This window comes from Nocardia sp. BMG51109, assembly GCF_000526215.1.
Classification (GTDB): domain Bacteria; phylum Actinomycetota; class Actinomycetes; order Mycobacteriales; family Mycobacteriaceae; genus Nocardia.
Window position 1 is genome coordinate 4,610,419 of record NZ_JAFQ01000004.1, and the last position, 18,627, is coordinate 4,629,045.

Consider the following 18,627-nt stretch of genomic DNA (forward strand, 5'->3'; position numbering starts at 1 on the left):
GGCGGTGAGGTCGACCGGCGGCGGGATCGATGATGAACGGGGGAGACATGGTGCGGGATACCGTGCGGAGGAGCCGGCGGGAGCGGGAGCCCGTTGCCGAGCCGGATCTCCTCGACGTGCGGTTGGTGCCGTCGGTCGTGATGTGCTGGGGTGCAACGGTTGTGGCCGTCGTCCTCGGTTGGCGGGTGGGGCTGGCGCTGGCCGTCGCATCGGCGACCGTGGGAATCATGCTGGGTGCGTGGTCGGTTCGGGTGACGCCGGGCGGGATTCGGCGGGTGATCGCGTCTGCCACGGTGGCCGCGGCGCTGGCGGGGAGCGGGTTCGCGGTGGCCGCCGCCTGGCACGAGTACCGGGTGGCGGAGCATCCGCTGCGGGCCGCGGCCCCGGGGACCTACCTGACGGTCGTGATCACGCCGACCGACGATCCGAAACCTTTGCCCGCCAAAGCCTTCGGGGGACGCCAGTGGATGCTGCGGGCGAGCCTGCGGGAATACCGCCACGGCGAGGTTCCCGTCCGGGCGGGCGGAGCCGTATTCGTCGTGGCATCGGAACCCGGCTGGGCGACGGTGCTGCCGGGGCAGTCGGTGGAATTCCGCGCGCGAACCGACCTGCCCTGGCGGCGGGATCTGACGGTGTCGGTCCTGCGGGCACAGGGCCCGCCGAAGATGGTGTCGCAGGCGCCGTGGTGGCAGGGCGTCGCGGGCGCGGCCCGGTCGAGGTTCGCCGCCGCGGCGGGTGCGGCACTGTCCGAGGATGCGGCCGGGCTGTTGCCGGGCCTGGTCGTCGGCGATGTGTCCCGGCTGCCCGACCACGTCCGCGAGAATTTCGAGCAAACGGACCTGACGCATCTGACGGCCGCCTCGGGGATGAACGTGTCGATTCTCTTCGCCGCCGTCCTCGTGTCGGTGCGGGTCCTCACCCTCGACGCCCGGCTGGGCATTGCACTTGCGGCGCTGGTGCTGGTGGTGTTCGTGATTCTCGCGCGGCCGTCGCCGTCGGTCCTGCGGGCCGCGGTGATGGGTGGCATAGCCGTACTGGCGATGGCGACCGGACGCCGGAAACACGTCCTGTCCGCGCTGTGCGCGGCGGTCCTCGGCTTGCTCGCCTATGCACCCGCCTTGGCGATGGACGCCGGATTCGCACTGTCGGTTTTCGCCACGGCGGGCCTGATCCTGCTGGCGCCGAACTGGGCGCGATGGTTGCGCGAGCGCGGCTGGCGGCACTGGCCCGCCGAGGCATTCGCCGTCTCGGCGGCGGCGTTCCTCGTCACGACCCCGATCATCGCCGCATTGACCGGGCACGTCGGCTTGCTGGCCATCCTGGCGAACGTACTGGTCGAACCGGTCGTAGCACCGATCACCATCCTCGGGACGATCGGCGCGGTGCTGGCGTGCGTGTGGCAGCCGGTCGCGGTTCCGGTGCTATGGCTGACCGGTCCACCGCTGTGGTGGTTGCTCTCCGTCGCCGAACACGGTGCGGCGCTGGACCTGTCGGTGGCGGTGCCGAACGGCGTGCGCGGCACCGTCATCGTCGTGGCCGTCGTGGCACCGACGGTCGTACTGCTGTGCCGACTCACCCGGACCTGTGCCGATCCCGGCGGTGCCGAGCGCGAGCCGCACCGATCCGGCCGGGCCGCGCCATGATGCGCGCCGCGGGCAGCGACCGCTCGTGGCCCGGCGGGCCGTCCTCGGTTCGGGGGATGCCGATCCTGTCGGACCTCACCCGTAGGATCGTGCCCGTGACCGAACGCCCCGCACCCGTCCATCTCGTGCTCGGTGAGGAAGAACTGCTGATCGAGCGTGCGGTCGCCGCGATCGTCACGCGGGTGCGCGCGGGCGCACCGGATCCGGAGGCGCTACCCGTGGATCGGCTGCGCGCCGGCGATGCGAGCACGTCCGAGCTGGCCGAGTTGCTCAGCCCGTCGCTGTTCGCGGAGGACAGGGTGATCATCCTGGAATCCGCGGCCGAGGCCGGTAAGGACGCGGTGGCGGTGATCACCGACGCGGTCTCGGCACCGCCCGAGGGGGTGGTGCTGGTCGTCCTGCACACCGGCGGCGGCCGGGCGAAGGCGCTGGCCCCGGCCCTGCAGAAGACGGGCGCCGAGGTGCACAACTGCGCCAAGATCGCCAAGGCCGCCGAGCGAGTCGAGTTCGTGCGCAACGAATTCCGCGCCGCCGGCGTCCGCGCCTCGGGAGAGGTGGTGCAGACGGTCCTGGAGGCGGTCGGCTCCGACCTGCGCGAGCTGGCCGCCGCGTGCTCGCAGCTGGCGGCCGATACGGGCGGCCGGGTCGATGTCGCGGCCGTGCGCCGTTACTACTCCGGCCGGGCCGAGGTCACCGGTTTCGATGTCGCTGAGCGTGCCGTCTCGGGTGATCGCCCCGGCGCGATGGAGGCGCTGCGCTGGGCCACCGACCGCGGGGTTCCGGCGGTCCTGCTCGCCGACGCCCTGGCCGACTCGGTGCACACCATCGCCCGGGTGGGCTCCGCCGGGCGGGGCGACCCGTTCAAACTCGCCTCCACCCTGGGCATGCCGCCGTGGAAGGTCAAGAAGGCCCAATCCCAGGCCCGCGGCTGGACGGCCGAGACCATCGGCACCGCCCTCCAGGTAGTCGCTACCTTGAATGCCAACGTCAAGGGCCAGGCCGCCGACGCCGACTTCGCCCTCGAGCACGCCTTGTCGAAGATCCTGGACTTGTACGCGGCCTGACCGGCCTGTCCTACGACCCGTTGTGCCGGATGATCTCGCCGACCAGTTCCGGGCCGGGGAAGTCCATCATCAAGATTCCCGTCGCGCTACCGGGCCGGGCGCGTAGCTGGTCCAGGGTGTGCTGGTTCTGGTAGGAGGCGTAGCGGCCGGGGAACTTGGTGGGGTCCGGGGCGCCGTTGGCGGACAGGTAGTTCACGTAGAGGGTGTCGGGCGGTGCCGCAGCGGTCCGGTCCAGGTGGGCGGCGACGGCGGCCCACTTCGCTTCCATATCGGGGCCGTCCCAGAGATCCTGCGCGTCCACGCCCATCCCGCGCTGGCCGTCCGCGATGCCGCTGAATTCGGTGATCACGATCGCGCCGCGCACGTCCCGCAGCGCCGGAACTCCCGCACGCCCGGTGGCCGAGGGCCGCCAGACCCGAGGGTGGGCGGCGAGATACCGGTCGACCAGTGCCGGATCCGGCCCGAGGCCGCCGGCGTCCGCGCAGCTGAAGGGCGCCCCGTCATTGGTGCATTCGGCCTTCACCCGCATCAGGACGGTCTCGCGCGGGTGCTGCGAGAGGAAGTCGTCGGCCACGGCGAGCACATCCTCGAAGCTCGCTCGCTGGTAGAACGAGCCGTGCTGGATGGCGAGCGCGTCGGCCTCATCGCGCCGCACCCGGATGTCCAGGGCGCGGATCCCGGCCGCCAGCTGCCGAGCCAGGCTCCGCCGCGAGGTGCAGGTGTCGTCGAGGCAGCCGGAGTCGAACCCTTCCTGCGTGACGACCGCCGGCCCGGCCTTGCCGCCGTGCACGGACATGGTGTCGTGGGTGCCCGGAATCGAAACCCGGCTCAGCGGGCGATCATCGGGCAGCGCAGCCATCCAGTCGGGATGGTTGGCGGCATCGAGACCATTCTGTGCGCCGGAGGATTTGAAGCCGGGCAGCCCCATCGCGACGGGCGTCGGTTCGGGCTCCGGAGTGGTTGCGGGGGTGGAGGATTCGCCACATCCGGCTAGAACCGCCCCCACCGCGATCGCCACCGCTATTCTGCACAACGCCCCGCCCAGCATCCGATTACGGTAACCGACCCCGCCCCGCCGCGCGAATCAGGTTGCCGGACACGACAAAAGCCGCCGTGGTCGTCTGCTTCACAGACCCGCTGCCACGGCGGCGTTACGACATTGTGCGGTGGCTACCGCGAAGGGATATTGTGCGGTGGCTACCGCGAAGGGATATTGTGCGGTGGCTACCGCGAAGGGATTCAGCCGAGCTTGTTGTAGGCCAGCGACAGCGCCGACTTCTTGTTGGCGGCCTGGTTGGCGTGGATGACACCCTTGGAGGCGGCCTTGTCCAGGTCGCGGCTCGCGGTGCGCATCAGGTCGAGCGCCTTGTCCTTCTCGCCGGCCGCGGCGGCCTCGCGGAACTTGCGGATCGAGGTGCGCAGCGCGGACTTGACCGACTGGTTGCGCTGCCGCGCCGCCTCGTTGGTACGGATCCGCTTCATCTGGGACTTGATGTTGGCCACGCCTGTATCCTCTGATTCCTGTCGTCAGTTGATGTCCTGCTCGGAAAGTGTCTGTGGGCGCACCACGCCGGACGGGTAGCGCAGCACCGACGGTCGAGGTTACCAGCCGCCCCGTTCCGGAGCGAAATCGCCCCGCTCATCCGCCCGTACCACCGCAGCCGACGACGACGTCCGCTCCGCTGAACAGCAGATCGGCGCCCCGTGTCCGAGCCGACTGCCCGGTCTCCACCAGCCGGGACTCCGGTGCGAGCCGTCGCCATTCGCCGAGGACGACCTCGACGGCCAGAGGAACGACGGTCAAGGGAACGACGGCCGGGGAACTCCGTCACGCCACCCGTCTCCCGGCAATCGCGACCCGGCATCGATCCCGTCGCGCCGCCGGAGCGGAGGTTCGCCGGGGCCGGAAACGCACCGGCCGTGGAGACGACAGCCGGGGCCGACGCCGCTGTCCTGTGGTGAACGCCCATGCTCCCCGGCCCGGTCAGTGGGTCGCGCGAGGCCGAAGCCGGGCCGGACGGTCGTTGTGCGGCGGCCCTGGGGAGCGTAGCGTCCGGATCGGGCGGCCGTACCAGGTCGTTTGTTCCCGGAGTCTCCGCGTAGTACCTGATCTCGATGCTCTGCTCGAAAGGGGAAGGTGGCAGATGTCTCCCAGCGCTCAGGAAGTCGTCGAAGAGGACGTGGTGGGTCGGCCGGTGCCGCTGGCCCGCAAGCTGCTCGCCGAGGGGATCGGCACGTTCGTGCTGGTGCTCGGCGGCGTCGGTACGGCCGTGATCGCGGGGGAGCGGGTCAGTGCGCTGGGGGTCGCTCTGGCGTTCGGGTTCACGCTGCTGTTCCTGGTGTACGCGATCGGCCCGATCTCCGGTTGCCACGTGAACCCGGCGGTGACACTGGGGCAGCTGCTGCTCGGCCGGATCAGCGTGGTGAATGCGCTCTATTACGTTGTGGCACAGCTGATCGGCGGGCTCGTGGCGGGCGCCGTGGTGTACTCGCTGGCGAAGAACCTGCCCTCGTACCACCGTGTGCGCGACGGCCTCGGCGCCAACGGCTGGGGCGCGCACAGCCCGTCGAAGACCGAGATCGCGGGCCCGTTCGGGGTGATCACGCAGAACGGCTACGGCCTGGCCGCCGCGATCACCGTCGAGATCCTCCTGACCGGCCTGCTGGTGTTCGTGGTCCTGGCCTCCACCGACCAGCTCTCGGACGCGCCGCTGGCCGGGCTGTCCATCGGCATCACGCTCACCGTCGCCCACCTGGTCTCGATCCCGATCGACAACACCTCGGTCAACCCGGCCCGCAGCCTGGCCGTCGCCCCCTACCAGGACGGTGCCCTGGCCCAGCTCTGGGTATTCCTCGTCTTCCCGCTCGTCGGCGGCGCCCTCGGCGCCCTCCTCTACGGCCTCCTGTTCGGCCGCTCCCGCACTATGACCTCGTGACCACAGACGGTGGTGCGCGGTGGTGCGCTCGGTCAGTGTCAGTACCAGTGGTATTCGGCGCAGAGGCGGTGGGCGACGCGGTCGAAGGTTCTGCGGGGCAGGATGGCGCCCTCGCGGCGGATGCCTGCCTCGGGGACGTCGAGGACCCGGTCCAGCCGGACCCAGCTCGGGCGGTCCTGGTGATCCCAAGGGCCGGAACCGATGTCGACCCAGTTGCGGTCGCGGGCGCGTTCCGGATTCGACGAGAGCATCAGCCCCAGCAGGGTGGCGCGCTCGCGGCCGACCACCAGCACCGGCCGGTCCTTACCGTTGTCCGGATCCTCCTCGAAGGGCACCCAGGTCCATACGATCTCGCCGGGATCGGCGCGGCCGTCCAGATGCGGGCGATACACGACCTGCCGCGCCCGTTCCCGGGTCGGCACCGGGGTCGACGCGGCCGGCCGCACGGCGACCCGCGGCGCCCGCCGCCCCAGCGCGCGACCCCATACGGGGGTGCGCTGCATCCGGTTCACCAGCTTCGGCGCCTGTTCCCGGACGATATCGGGGCCCTGCTGCAAGGCGATGGTTCCCAGCTGCTTGCCGAGTAAGCTCCACGTACCGGCCATGAATCGGACTATAACGGCGCATGGACGCAATCTCACCCCGCCCAACTCCCTTGTGCGGGCTGGGTATTTGCCGGATCGTCCGAGGTAGCCGCGGTGGTGTGGTTCCCCGCGGTGAGCCGCATCACCCGCGCGCGGAACGCCCCCTGGCGCCCGGCCTGGTACGGGCTGTCGTTCCCGCCCTCCTCCAGGGCCAGCGTGAGGCGGCGGTTGCCGAGTGTGAAGCACAGCACGGCGTCGAGCAGGGCGCTGATGCGCTGACGCGGTTCGGTGGCGGGCCCCAGGGGCGGCGGACCGGCTTCGACGGCATGCCTGACCGGTTCGAGCCTTTTCCGGTAGAGCGCGAGGAGCAACCCGGCTCGATCGTCGAAGGCGCGGAACAGCGTCCCCTTCCCGACGCCGGCCGCCGCCGGAGTCGATCATTCGCGCCCGAAAATCCCTGATTCGCCACCGGTGGCTCGAGGCGTTTACTGTGCCAGCACCTCGTCCACGACGGTTGCCGTCAGCACTCGGTGGCTCATGGTTCGCAACCGCGCCGGATCCGCTGTCCGAATGAACTGCACGACCTGTTCCGGCAACGGCCCGAACTTCAGCGACAACTGATCGAGCAGCATCTCGGCCTGTCCTTCGGCTCGTCCCTCGGTGCGAAGTTGCTCTGCCGTCGTCACCATTGCCTCCTTGGTTTCCGGCCCGAGCCGGTCGACGACCGGAGTCAAGTCACGCACACCGGGATCGGTGGCTCGAGGCGTTTACTGTGCCAGCACCTCGTCCACGACGGTTGCCGTCAGCACTCGGTGGCTCATGGTTCGCAACCGCGCCGGATCCGCTGTTCGAACGGACTGCACGACCTGTTCCGGCAACGGCCCGAACTTCAGCGACAACTGATCGAGCAGCATCTCGGCCTGTCCCTCGGCTCGTCCTTCGGCTCGTCCCTCGGTGCGAAGTTGCTCTGCCGTCGTCACCATTGCCTCCTTGGTTTCCGGCCCGAGCCGATCGACGACCGGCAACAAGTCATCCACACCGGTCTCGCCGACGGTACAGATGTACTCCATCAAGCGTATCAATTCCGTCCGCCCACCTGCCTCTGCGGCCAACGCTTTCAGGTCCCCCATCAGCAGCGACAACACCCGGTCGAGGTGCCGGTTACCGGGAGCCGTCTTCAACATTGTCAGCATCACCCGCACTCGTGCGGGCTCGCGAGAGCACAGGGCCGCCACGTCGAGGGTGGCGAGGTCGTCGAGCACGAACCCCATCCGGGGAAGGTAACCGGCGAGCGCCGCCCGCATGCCGGGGTCCACGTCGATCAGATCCGCCACTTCGGTCGGTGCGGTCCACCGCGCACCGGTCGGGTCGGCGTGCACCACCACCGGTATCACTGCGGGTAGCTGTCGTGCTGTCGAGTTCTCGCTCAGGTACCGGCTCCAGATTGCGACGACATATTCCAGCATCCGGAACGCCATCAGACGATCGGTCTTGCTCTGATGCTCCACCAGCAGATAGACGAACGCATCGCGGCCGGCCCACCGAGTACGGAACAGCACATCGGTGTAGCGGGACCGCAGTTCGGCGGGGACGAAACTGCACGACTGCAGTTGCAGGTATTTCCAGTCGATCTGCGCCGACACCGCCTCGGGTAGCACCGCGCGCAACTCCCCAGCGGCGGCGTCGGAGTGCGACAACACCTGCCGGAAGTAGGCGTCGTGCGGATTCTTCGGCGGCTCAGCCATATTCGGGTAACCTACCCGCACGTCGATGCGGCGATACGGTAAACGGTGACTCTGCCCGAAACGGCGACTCTGCCCGGCGGTCGGCGTTGTGCGCGAGGAGATTTCGGCACCGGTCGTGGTTGTGTCCGTCGGAGTGGTGGACGGCGGGTCGTCGAGCAGATGAGCACGCCGTGTCGGCCGTGTTGTCGTGCGGCCCGAATTCGGGTGGTGCTCCCCGCGGACCTCCACCGGTCGGCGCTCGGGCTCCGACGCGTTTCCCGGCACACCGGGGCGGTGCCGACCTGGTCGGCGGGTGGGTCGGAGTTTGCTCCAAGCGGCGACCGGTGCTCGGGCGGGTTGGCTGTACATGGGACGATGGTGCCGAGTTCGCCGATCACCGAGTGGGGAGTGGAGTGCCAAGCTTCGTCGAGACGACGTTCACCGATCCGGCCCGGATCCGGAACTTCTGCATCATCGCGCATATCGACCACGGGAAGTCGACCCTGGCCGATCGGATGCTGCAGCTGACCGGTGTGGTCGAGGAGCGGCAGATGCGCGCGCAGTATCTGGACCGGATGGATATCGAGCGGGAGCGCGGCATCACGATCAAGGCGCAGAACGTGCGGCTGCCCTGGACGATCGACACCGACGGTCGATCCGAAGAGCATGTGATGCACCTGATCGACACCCCCGGCCACGTGGACTTCACCTACGAGGTCTCCCGGGCGCTGGAGGCGTGCGAGGGCGCGATCCTGCTGGTCGACGCGGCGCAGGGCATCGAGGCGCAGACGCTGGCCAACCTCTACCTGGCGATGGACAAGGACCTGGTGGTCATCCCGGTCCTGAACAAGATCGACCTACCGGCCGCCGACCCGGACCGCTATGCCGCCGAGCTGGCCCACATCGTGGGCTGCGAGCCGGAGGAGGTGCTGCGGGTCTCGGGCAAGACCGGCGCCGGCGTGCCCGAACTGTTGAACGAAGTGGTCCGGCAGGTCCCGCCGCCGGTGGGGGAGGCCGACGCGCCCGCGCGGGCGATGATCTTCGACTCGGTCTACGACACCTACCGCGGCGTCGTCACCTATGTGCGCGTGGTGGACGGCAAGCTCACCCCGCGCGAGAAGATCCGGATGATGTCCACCGGCGCCACGCACGAGCTGCTGGAGATCGGCATCGTCTCGCCGGAGCCGAAACCTACTCGGGGGCTCGGCGTCGGTGAGGTCGGCTACCTGATCACCGGCGTGAAGGACGTCCGTCAGTCGAAGGTCGGCGATACCGTCACCAGCGCGAAAGGCGGTGCGGCAGAACCGCTTACCGGCTATCGCGAGCCGCACCCGATGGTCTTCTCCGGCCTGTACCCGGTGGACGGCTCGGACTATCCCGACCTCCGCGACGCCCTGGACAAGTTGCAGCTCAACGACGCCGCGCTGACCTACCAGCCGGAGACGTCCGTGGCGCTGGGCTTCGGTTTCCGCTGCGGCTTCCTGGGCCTGCTGCATATGGAGATCACCCGCGAGCGGCTGCAGCGCGAGTTCGACCTGGACCTGATCTCCACCGCGCCGAACGTGATCTACCGGGTGGTCATGGAGGACGGCGTCGAGCACACCGTCACCAACCCCTCGTACTGGCCGGAGGGCAAGTCGCGCCAGGTCTTCGAGCCGATCGTCAAGGTCACCATAATCTCGCCGAGCGAATTCATCGGTTCGATCATGGAGTTGTGCCAGTCCCGCCGCGGCGAACTGGGCGGCATGGACTACCTGTCGGAAGAGCGCGTGGAGATGCGCTACACGCTGCCGATGGCCGAGATCATCTTCGACTTCTTCGATTCGCTGAAGTCGCGCACCCGCGGCTACGCCAGCCTCGACTACGAGGAGGCCGGCGAGCAGCAGGCCGACCTGGTGAAGGTGGACATTCTGTTGCAGGGCGAGGCCGTCGACGCGTTCTCGGCCATCGTGCACCGTGACGCGGCCCAGGCCTACGGCCGCAAGATGACCGAGAAGCTCAAGGAGCTGATCCCGCGCCAGCAGTTCGAGGTGCCGATCCAGGCGGCGATCGGGTCGAAGGTCATCGCCCGTGAGAATATTCGTGCCATCCGTAAGGACGTGCTGTCCAAGTGCTACGGCGGCGACATCAGCCGCAAGCGCAAGCTGCTGGAGAAGCAGAAGGAGGGCAAGAAGCGGATGAAGACCATCGGGCGGGTCGACGTTCCGCAGGAGGCATTCGTCGCCGCCTTGTCCGCGGAGGCGCCGTCGGACAAGCCGAAGGGGAAATAGCTCCCGAGGGATGGCCGCCGCGCATCACCGCTGGTCTGAGCGCTTGACCGGTTGGTTTGCCCGGTGATCTTGGGGCTTTCATACTGATTGGAGCCCTGCAAGGCTGGTAGCGCTCACGGTCGTCCGGTGCATCCCGTCCGCGGGGAGAGTGGAACGGCCAGGTCGGCTGGTGCAATGGATGTGACAGCCCGGATTTCCGGAAATAAGGTGTACAAGGATCTCATTTTGGCAACACCCGTTCGGTTCGGACTACCGGACATCCGAGAGTGGAGCTTGTATGACGCGTGACCTGCCCATGGAGGACGACGATCCGGGCGCGGGCGATCACGCGGATGATCTCGCGTATCGCGCCGCCACCGGTGTCGCGCGGGTCGCCAGGGCGGGCGCGTATGTCACCGGCGGGGCGCTGATCGCCTCGAACGGCTCGCCGGCCCCCACCAACGAGTCGCACACCAGCCACATCACCGGATGGGTCAGCAACGATCCGCAGCCGGACGCGCCCAACCCGGTGATCACCTATCCCGATCCCGGCCCGGATTCCGCGCCGCCGCCGGTGCCGGCCACGGCCACGCCCGAACCGGTCGCGCCCAAGTACTGGACCCCGCCGCAGGACGGCGGGGTGCCGGCTCCGCAGTTCGGCACGCTGGGCGGCAGTCCGGGAGTGTGGACGGGTACGGATTCGCCGGCGCCCACCGCCGATTTCGACGAGTATCTGCCCGGCGGATCCGAGTCGTTCATTCCGGCGCCCGCGCCCAGCACCGGCACGCACGGGCTGGAGTCGACGCAGGTGCCGGCGCACGGCTATTCCGGCACGTCGCCGTTCGGGCTACCCGGCACGGACGGCTCCGAATTCGGGCTGCCCGGCAGCGATCAGGGCTTCGACCTGCCTGGATATCTCATGCACCCGACGCAGGCGCCGGTCGCCGACAGCATGTCGCCGGGTTCCGGGTTCTCATCTTTCGGAGCCTCGCCATTCGACGACGCCGACCCGAGCGCGCGGATGTTCGGGATGCCCGGCGCCGACTCGGCGACCCCCTCGGACCAGGGTTTCGGGCCTTCCGAGGGATATGGTGTCGGGCCCTCCGCCGGGTCGCACCCGCCCGGCGCGGACGGTCTCGGCACGAGCGGGTTCGGAGCGCCCGACACCGGCGACGCGTTCGACGGCATCGGCGACGGCGGCATGATGGGCGTGTACTTCCATACGGAATCGACGCTCGACGTGCACGTCGGCCTCGACGGCATCTGGGCGACGACCTCGACCGAGGTCGACGTCGTGGTCGGGGATGTCGCGGTCGGGGATCTCGGCCAGCAACTCGACCGGTACGGCGATCTGCTGGGCGGAGGCACCGGCAGTGCCGCGGCCGATCCGGCCGCGCCCGGCGGCGATCATCCGATGCTCTCGGGCCTGGGTGGGCAGGCGCCGCACGCCGCCGTCCCGGGTGCGCAGCCCGCCGAGGCCGGCGGTCCGGCGGGAGCGCAGTCGGCGCCCGCCGCGACGACCGGTTCCGCGGTGGTCGGCCAGGGCGCCCCGACCGCCGGACCCGTACCTGTCGCGGGTGCCGCACCCGGAGCCGCGCCCACACCGGGAGCCGCGCCGGCCGGAGCCTCACCCGCGCCGATGGCGGCCGCCACCCCCGCTCCGATGGCCGCGCCCGCTGCGATGGCGCCCGCGCCGATGGCTCCGGCCCCCGCTCCGTTCGCGCCGCCCGCGCCGGTGCCGAATATATCCGTCGCACAACCGTTCTCGGCCGCCCCGGCGCCGATCGCCGCGGCCCCGCCCCCGCCGCCCCCACCGGCTCCGGCCCCGATGATCGCGCAGCCGGTGGCCGTGACGCCCTGGCAGACGACCATCCAGCCGGAGGCGGCCTCGCATCCGATCGCCAATGTGCTGGTCGCCCATCCCGGCCCGTCGCCGCTGACGGCGCCCGCCGCCGCGGTGCCGGCACTGTTCGAACGCGGCCCCTCGTACGGTCCGGAGACCGGCGGCGCCGGCCCCTCGCAGGACGGCGAGTCCTCGACGTCGGTGACGCACTCGCCGACCGGCAGCTCCACGCCCTCTTCGACCCCGCACGGCGGCGCCGGTACCACGACGGGCGGCACCACCAAGCCGTCGCACACCACCGATCCGGATCGGCCGGGCGTGCTCCCGTTCGGCCCGGGTTCGTCCACTACGGTCACGCCCAGCCACGATTCGGGAACCACCCGGCCGGATACGTCTCGTCCCGAGACCACCCGGCCGGGGACCTCCACCGAGACCCGTGACCCCGACGACGCGACGGTCACGCCCACGGTGACCCCGCCGCGCGAGTCGGACTCCGACAACCCGGCCGGTGGCGCGCACCGGCCCACGACCTCCGATCAGGACAGCCGGCCGAGCGACGGTGGGCCGAGCCACGACGGGCCGAGCAGGGTGCCGACCCGGGATGCGCCCTCCCAGGAATCCACCGGGGCCGAGCCGACTAGCATCCCCAGTCATGCTCCGACGGTCCCCAGCATCAGCAGGCCGGTGCAGCCCGATCGCGACGGCACGGACACCGGCAATGGCACCGGCAACGGCCCCGCGACGCACACCCAGCCGACCCAGCCGCACACCACAGTGAACCCGCCGACCACCGCCGACCAGCTCCCCGACAGCTCGCATCCGGTGAGACCGGTTGCGTACCAGCCGGATTCGTACGACGACGCGCATACGGGGCTGTCCGCCGGGATGCATCACGGGCTGATCACCGCCGACGGTGACGCACTGTCGGGCCGCGCCGACGGTGGCGCACTGTCGGGCAACCTGCTCCCCGATCCGGCCCATGGTGACCCGCACCAGCCGGTGCTGCACCTGGTCGCCGACCCGCACTTCCTGCTGTGACCGGAACCGCCGCAGTGGAATCCTCCTCGGCCAAGCATCCGGACGCGATGGCTCCGCTGCTGGGACTTCTCGACAAGCTGCTGGGGCAGACCCGGGACGCGGGGCGCGCCGACCTGTCCGCGCGCCTCGGCATGTCCCGGGCCCGGGTGGCCGATCCGCGGGTGCGCCTGGTGGTGATCGGCGCACCGAAGAACGGGATGAGCACGCTGGTCAACGGGCTGGTCGGCACGGTGGTCAGCCCCGTCGACAGTCCGATCAGCGTGCCCGCGATCGCCGAGTACGGCCCGCAGCCGACGGCCACCCTCGTCCGGGCCGTCGGCGGCGGACGCACCGAGCGCCAGCCGGTCGACCCGCTCGATCCCGCGCCGGCCCTGGCCGCCGAGGGCGTGATCCGGGCGGAGTTCACCGAACCCAGCCCGCTGCTGGCCGAGGGTTTCGTGGTGATGGACGCGCCCGGCGCACCCGCCGACACCCCGACCACCTGGTCGCTGATCGCGGCCGCCGACGCCGTGCTGTACGTCGCCGACGCCGGTGCCGAGTACGCCCCCGAGCAGATCGCCCTGCTACAGCGCATCCAGCAGGTGTGCCCGATGGTGGTGTGCGTCCTCAACAAGATCGATCGGCATCCGCAGTGGGCGCGGGTGCAGCAGCGCAACCGGGATCTGCTCGACGCGGCCGGTCTCGGCTTCGCCGTCGCGCCGGTCTCGGCCGAACTGCATCTGCGCGCCGGCGGTGATCGGCGCCGCGATCTCGAGTCCGGGGTGCCCCAGCTGGTCGAGCACCTGCGCGAGTACGTGCTGGCCCGCGCGGACACTCTCGCCCGCGAGGCAGCGGTGCGCGATATCCGCACCATCACCGACCATCTGGCGATGGCGCTGCGCACCGAGGCCGAGACGCTGCGCGATCCACGCCGCCGCAGCGAGTTCACCGAGCAGCTGCGCAGCGCCCGCGCCGACGCCGACGAGCTGCGCCAGCGGTCGGCGAACTGGCAGGTCACGCTGGCCGACGGCTGTTCGGAGCTGATGGCCGACATCGAGCACGATCTGCGCCACCGGCTGCGCACGCTGATCCGGGAGGCCGAGTCCGAGATCGGCAAGCGCGATCCGGCCCGCCGCTGGCGCGAGTTCGGCGCCGACCTGGACGCGCGCATCTGCGAGGCGGTGGAGGAGAACTTCGTCATCGCGCACTACCGCTCGATCGAGCTGGCCGAGCAGGTGTCGGAGAAGTTCCCGCACACCGATTGGGACGTGCCGCTGCCGGATATGCGGCTGGAGAACCCGGGCGAGGTGCTCGAGCCGGTGGCCTCCCTGGAACCGCTCGGTAGCGCGAAAGTCAGTGTGACGCAATCGGTTCTGAACGCCACCCGGGGCTCCTACGGCGGCCTGCTGATGGTCGGCGTGCTCACCACCCTGCTGAATATGCCGCTGCTGAACTGGTATTCGGGGTCGGCCGCGGTCCTGCTGGGCGTCAACGCGCTGTGGGAGGACCGCAAGATGCGCCGCGAACGCCGCCAGTCCGAGGCGAAGGTCGCGGTGGGTCGGCTGATGGACGACGTGATCTTCCAGGTGAGCAAGGAATCCCGGTTCCGCCTGCGCAACGTGCAGCGCACCCTGCGCGACCACTTCACCGAGATCGCCAACCAGACGCTGCGCTCGGTCGACGAATCGCTGCGCGCCGCCGAGGAGGCCGCCGCGGTGCACTCCCCGGAGAGCCGCGACCGCCGCCTCACCGAGATCGAGAAGACCCTGGTCCAGCTCCGCGACATCCGCGAACGCGCCGACGCGGTCTGACCGTCCGTGGCCGCGCGGGTACCACCGATCCGGCGTGTAGCTCGACCGCGCATGTTGTAGGTTGACGGGCGATACGTGCTGTTGTGTTGCGGGATGGAGTCGTTGTGCGCACCAAACTCGTCGCCGGTCTGCCGGTTGCCTTCTTACTGAGTTCGGCGGCCGCCGTTCTCGCCGCCCCCGAGGCCGCGGCCGTGCCGACCTATTCCTGCACCGCGCAGGCCTACGACGGTTCGCAGTTGGATCCGGTGGTCGTGGAGGCGCGGCAGGGCACGACCCAGGCGCGGCTGCGGGCCCGTCCGGAATGGCGCGGCCAAGCCAAGTTCGACACGATCCAGTGCACGCCGACGGGAGATAACGTTCAGCCGGAGCGTTGAGGGGGCCGACCCGAGCGCGGAGATCCAGGATCCGCGCACCGAGTTCCGGGTTGCTCGAGCGTTCGGGCGTAGGTCATTCCGGCGTGCTCTCGGCCGAGCCTCTGCGGCGTGGTGGATCCCAGCCACAAGCGCGCAGTAACGATGGTGCGCGTGGTCGGCCCGTGCCGGTGGTCGGCCCGTGACGACGGGGTTCGCGCGGGTCAGGTCGTCCGGTGTGCGGGGTGGAATTCGCCCGCGCCGACCGATTCCTCCGCGCGGATCACGTGCATCACGGCGTTGATCAGGGCCAGGTGGGTGAACGCCTGCGGGAAATTGCCCAGGTGCCGGCCCGTGCGCGGGTCGATCTCCTCCGCATAGAGCTTGAGCGGGCTGGAGTAGCCGAGCAGCCGCTCCAGCAGGTGCCGCGCCCGGCGCACCTCGCCGATCTCCACCAGCGCCGACACCAGCCAGAACGAGCAGATGGTGAAGGTGCCCTCGGTGCCGGTCAGCCCGTCGTCGGTGGATTCGGTGCGATACCGCAGCACCAGGCCCTGATCGGTGAGATCGTCGGCGATGGCCAGCACCGTGTCGCGGACCCGGGAATCGTCGGGCGGCAGGAACCGCAGCAGCGGCACCAGCAGCAGTGAGGCATCCAGGGACTGCCCGCCGTAGGTCTGGGTGAACACCCCGTCGGAGTTCACGCCGTGGTCCAGGATGTCGGCGTGGATCTCGTGGGCGATGTCGCGCCATTTCCTGGCGTAGTCGTATTCGCCGTGCATCTCGGCCAGTTTCGCGCCGCGGTCCAGCGCGACCCAGCACATCACCTTCGACGAGGTGAAGTGCTGTGGTTCGCCGCGCACCTCCCACAGGCCGCGGTCGGGGTCGCGCCAGTGCTCGATCGCGGCCTGCACCTGCCGCTCCAGTATCGGCCACAGCGATTCGGGCACCTGCTGGCGCGATTTCACGTGCAGGTAGACCGAATCGAGGATGGTGCCCCAGATGTCGTGCTGTTCCTGCTGGTATGCGTCGTTGCCGACGCGGACCGGCCGGGCGCCGTCGTAGCCGTGCAGATGGCCCAGCTCGTATTCGGTGATCTCGCGCTCCCCGCCGATGCCGTAGAGCACCTGCAGCGGCATCGCCTCACCGTCGTCGCACTTGGTGACGTCGTAGAGGAACGAGAAGAAGTCGTCGGCCTCGCGGTTGAGCCCGAGGGTGTAGAGGCCCCACAGGGCGAAGGTGGAGTCGCGGACCCAGCTGTAGCGGTAGTCCCAGTTGCGTTCGCCGCCGGGGGTTTCCGGGAGGGAGGTGGTGGCGGCGGCGAGCAGGGCGCCGGTGGGGGCGTAGGTGAGGCCTTTCAGGGTGAGTGCGCTGCGTTGCAGGTAGCCGCGCCATTCGTGGTCGGGGAACTTGCCGAGGGTGATCCATTGCCGCCAGTATTCGGTGGTGGCCCACATCTTCTCGGCGGCCTCGGCGAAGGTGCGTGGTGGCGGGAGCGGGGACCAGGACAGGGCGACGAAGACCTCGTCGCCTTCCTTCATGCGGGTGCGGGCCTGCGCGGAGCGGCCCTCCAGGCCCAGCCGCATATCGGTGGTGAGAGTCAGCGTCGGGCAATCAGGCATGTTCTCGCACGTCGCTCGCGCCTGCTCGTAGACGTCACCGGAGTATTCCCAGTCGGCGACGCCGCGGTAGTAGTCGAAGGCCGGCTCGCAGGTCATCTCCAGTTCGACGACGCCGTTCACGCATTTCACCGTGCGCAGCAGAATATGTTCGGCATCCCAGTCCCGCGGCGTGCGGCGGTAGGTGCGGCTGCGCTTGTCGTTGTTGTGCCACGGACCCAGGACCAGGGCGTCGCGCACGATCAGCCAGCCGGTCTCGGTCTGCCAGGTCGTCTCCACGATGATGCCGCCGGGCAGGTAGCGGCGGGCCGCGGGCACGTTCACCCCGTACGGGCCGAGCCGGAAGTGCCCGGCACCGCGGTCGAGCATGGCGCCGAACACGCTGGGGGAGTCGGGCCGCGGCAGGCACATCCACTCCACCGAGCCGTTGCGCGCGATCAGGCAGCTGGTCTCGCAGTCGGACAGGAAGGCGTAGTCGTCGATCGGCGGATACACCGACCGGTGCGTCGCCCCGGGCGCGACCGGGATGAATCCGGCGGCCAGCGAGGCGTCGGGAACGTCGTCCAGCGCGTCGCGCGGAACCGGCAGTCCGTCGGACAGGATTCCGCCGGGGGTGTTGGTGATCGGCTCATCGTACGACGACATACAGCCATCATCGGTGCCCGCGGCCGCCCCGTCCACAACGCGGGCGGTGCGCCCGGATCGACGTCCGCCGCGACGGTTAGGCTGGGGTCCGTGCATCGCATTGCTGGCTGGTGGGACGGCTTCGAACTGTGGGTCGCCGGCCTGCCGTTCGTTCCGCAGTTCGTCGTGGTGCTGGCCGGGGCGCTCCCGGTCAGCTTCGCCATCGCCTTCGTGCTCGACCGCGTGCTGCGGGTGGTGCTGCGACTGCTGGGCCGCGACCGGGCCGTGGAAGACGATTCGGAGCGGCCCGAGCCCGCCCGTACGGCGCACAAGGAGGCCGCGTGAGCGGCACCGAGCCGGACTCCGGCAGGGACGTCGGCCGCACCGGCCGGGACGGCGGCTGGATGCCCCGGTCCCGCGTGCAGCTTGCCCTGGTCGCGCTGCTGGTGCTGGTGATCGTCGCCTGGTTGCTCACGCGCTGAGGTACTGTGCTCGGCATGCCAACCGATGAGGAATTCGCGGAGATCGCGCAGTTGCTGGACTCCGACGAGCTCGATGAGGGACCGCGTTTGCTTGCCACCCACTACGCGTCGCCGGAGGAGGCCGTAGAGATGGTGAAGGCCGCTCAGGTCCTCGGCCTGGGGGTACGGCTGCAGAATCAGCTACGCGTCGAGGGCACCAACGAGGACGGCGAGGAGTCGGCCACGGAGGAGTGGATCATCGACCTGCTCGAGAGCCCCCCGGAGGTCGAGGACGAGTAACCGGCCGGTGTCGGCGATTACTCGTTTCCCCAGCTCAACGCTGTTGCTGAGCGTCTCTACGCGGCACTGAGCTTCGAAATACCGGCTTCGAAATACCGTTTCATCTACTGCCCTGTCCCACGGTGCCACTGCGGCCCGGCGTCGCGGCCGAGGTTGCGCACCGTGTGGATCGGGCGATCATCCCGAGCCGTCCCCCGGCATCCCAGGACGTGGATGCGGTTCGGACCGGCCATTCGGTTCTCCCGGTCTTTTTTCGCAACGTTCGCGGAACTTTGTCCTGTTCTGCTACAGTTTGCCGGTGTCACTGAGCGTCGTACCGCAGGTCCGCCATGAATTGGCGTTGATCGCAGTCGGCTGTCTCGTCCTCGCGGACATCTACTGTCGCTGAGCGCGCGCGGTCAC

The 18,627-nt window shown here is 69.8% G+C and carries 19 protein-coding genes; 11 read left to right on the plus strand and 8 right to left on the minus strand.

Annotated features, from left to right (window positions below):
- Positions 1 to 29: 29 nt before the first annotated feature.
- Both D892_RS41855 and holA read left to right on the plus strand, forming a co-directional pair.
- Positions 30 to 1,643 (plus strand): ComEC/Rec2 family competence protein, encoded by a 1,614-nt coding sequence (locus tag D892_RS41855; RefSeq protein WP_232236139.1) that lies wholly within the window; start codon positions 30 to 32, stop codon positions 1,641 to 1,643.
- A 95-nt stretch (positions 1,644 to 1,738) separates the two neighbouring features.
- Positions 1,739 to 2,707 (plus strand): DNA polymerase III subunit delta, encoded by a 969-nt coding sequence (holA, locus tag D892_RS0122100; protein WP_024806613.1) that lies wholly within the window; start codon positions 1,739 to 1,741, stop codon positions 2,705 to 2,707.
- A gap of 10 nt (positions 2,708 to 2,717) precedes the next feature.
- Here holA and D892_RS41860 read toward each other — a convergent pair whose 3' ends face one another.
- From D892_RS41860 to D892_RS46920, 3 genes are all read right to left on the minus strand, one after another.
- Complete coding sequence (locus tag D892_RS41860) at positions 2,718 to 3,755, minus strand: phosphatidylinositol-specific phospholipase C (protein ID WP_084161174.1); 1,038 nt, start codon at positions 3,753 to 3,755, stop codon at positions 2,718 to 2,720.
- A 191-nt stretch (positions 3,756 to 3,946) separates the two neighbouring features.
- Positions 3,947 to 4,210, minus strand: coding sequence for a 30S ribosomal protein S20 (gene rpsT, locus D892_RS0122110; protein WP_024803331.1), 264 nt, complete (start codon positions 4,208 to 4,210; stop codon positions 3,947 to 3,949).
- Between the two features lie 136 nt (positions 4,211 to 4,346).
- The gene (locus tag D892_RS46920) at positions 4,347 to 4,511 is read right to left on the minus strand and encodes a hypothetical protein (RefSeq protein WP_156959621.1); all 165 of its coding nucleotides are present in this window, start codon (positions 4,509 to 4,511) and stop codon (positions 4,347 to 4,349) included.
- 340 nt (positions 4,512 to 4,851) lie between these two features.
- Between D892_RS46920 and D892_RS0122120 the strand changes: the two genes are divergently transcribed.
- Positions 4,852 to 5,643, plus strand: coding sequence for an aquaporin (locus D892_RS0122120; protein ID WP_024803332.1), 792 nt, complete (start codon positions 4,852 to 4,854; stop codon positions 5,641 to 5,643).
- 38 nt (positions 5,644 to 5,681) lie between these two features.
- Here the strand turns inward: D892_RS0122120 and D892_RS0122125 are convergent, their stop codons facing one another.
- The 4 genes from D892_RS0122125 to D892_RS0122140 all read right to left on the minus strand — a co-directional run bounded on the left by D892_RS0122125 (position 5,682) and on the right by D892_RS0122140 (position 7,972).
- Positions 5,682 to 6,248, minus strand: coding sequence for a type II toxin-antitoxin system PemK/MazF family toxin (locus tag D892_RS0122125; RefSeq protein ID WP_024803333.1), 567 nt, complete (start codon positions 6,246 to 6,248; stop codon positions 5,682 to 5,684).
- Positions 6,249 to 6,280: 32 nt separating this feature from the next.
- Positions 6,281 to 6,598, minus strand: a complete 318-nt coding sequence (locus D892_RS47860; RefSeq protein WP_024803334.1) for a hypothetical protein — start codon at positions 6,596 to 6,598, stop codon at positions 6,281 to 6,283.
- Between the two features lie 114 nt (positions 6,599 to 6,712).
- On the minus strand, positions 6,713 to 6,970 hold the full coding sequence (locus tag D892_RS0122135) for a hypothetical protein (protein WP_198036966.1): 258 nt from the start codon (positions 6,968 to 6,970) through the stop codon (positions 6,713 to 6,715).
- Between the two features lie 24 nt (positions 6,971 to 6,994).
- Entirely contained in the window at positions 6,995 to 7,972 is a 978-nt protein-coding gene (locus D892_RS0122140; protein ID WP_024803336.1) for an Rpn family recombination-promoting nuclease/putative transposase, read from the minus strand.
- Between the two features lie 392 nt (positions 7,973 to 8,364).
- Between D892_RS0122140 and lepA the strand changes: the two genes are divergently transcribed.
- From lepA to D892_RS0122160, 4 genes are all read left to right on the plus strand, one after another.
- Positions 8,365 to 10,221, plus strand: a complete 1,857-nt coding sequence (lepA, locus tag D892_RS0122145; RefSeq protein WP_024803337.1) for a translation elongation factor 4 — start codon at positions 8,365 to 8,367, stop codon at positions 10,219 to 10,221.
- A 277-nt stretch (positions 10,222 to 10,498) separates the two neighbouring features.
- Positions 10,499 to 13,081, plus strand: coding sequence for a hypothetical protein (locus D892_RS43925; protein ID WP_051499141.1), 2,583 nt, complete (start codon positions 10,499 to 10,501; stop codon positions 13,079 to 13,081).
- The gene (locus D892_RS0122155; RefSeq protein WP_024803339.1) at positions 13,078 to 14,871 is read left to right on the plus strand and encodes a hypothetical protein; all 1,794 of its coding nucleotides are present in this window, start codon (positions 13,078 to 13,080) and stop codon (positions 14,869 to 14,871) included. The genes D892_RS43925 and D892_RS0122155 overlap by 4 nt, the downstream gene beginning before the upstream one ends.
- Positions 14,872 to 14,975: 104 nt before the next feature.
- Positions 14,976 to 15,245 (plus strand): hypothetical protein, encoded by a 270-nt coding sequence (locus tag D892_RS0122160; protein WP_024803340.1) that lies wholly within the window; start codon positions 14,976 to 14,978, stop codon positions 15,243 to 15,245.
- Positions 15,246 to 15,445: 200 nt separating this feature from the next.
- Here the strand turns inward: D892_RS0122160 and D892_RS0122165 are convergent, their stop codons facing one another.
- Positions 15,446 to 17,485: a glycoside hydrolase family 15 protein gene (locus D892_RS0122165; protein ID WP_024803341.1), complete on the minus strand. Its 2,040-nt coding sequence runs from the start codon at positions 17,483 to 17,485 to the stop codon at positions 15,446 to 15,448.
- Positions 17,486 to 17,575: 90 nt separating this feature from the next.
- Here D892_RS0122165 and D892_RS0122170 point away from each other — a divergent pair, with 90 nt between their 5' ends.
- From D892_RS0122170 to D892_RS49675, 4 genes are all read left to right on the plus strand, one after another.
- On the plus strand, positions 17,576 to 17,809 hold the full coding sequence (locus tag D892_RS0122170) for a hypothetical protein (protein WP_024803342.1): 234 nt from the start codon (positions 17,576 to 17,578) through the stop codon (positions 17,807 to 17,809).
- Entirely contained in the window at positions 17,806 to 17,946 is a 141-nt protein-coding gene (locus D892_RS46925; protein WP_156959622.1) for a hypothetical protein, read from the plus strand. The genes D892_RS0122170 and D892_RS46925 overlap by 4 nt, the downstream gene beginning before the upstream one ends.
- A gap of 15 nt (positions 17,947 to 17,961) precedes the next feature.
- A complete protein-coding gene (locus tag D892_RS0122180) occupies positions 17,962 to 18,225 on the plus strand; it encodes a hypothetical protein (protein WP_156959623.1) in 264 nt (87 codons plus the stop codon).
- A gap of 298 nt (positions 18,226 to 18,523) precedes the next feature.
- On the plus strand, positions 18,524 to 18,613 hold the full coding sequence (locus D892_RS49675; protein ID WP_369801765.1) for an Ms4533A family Cys-rich leader peptide: 90 nt from the start codon (positions 18,524 to 18,526) through the stop codon (positions 18,611 to 18,613).
- Positions 18,614 to 18,627: the final 14 nt, after the last annotated feature.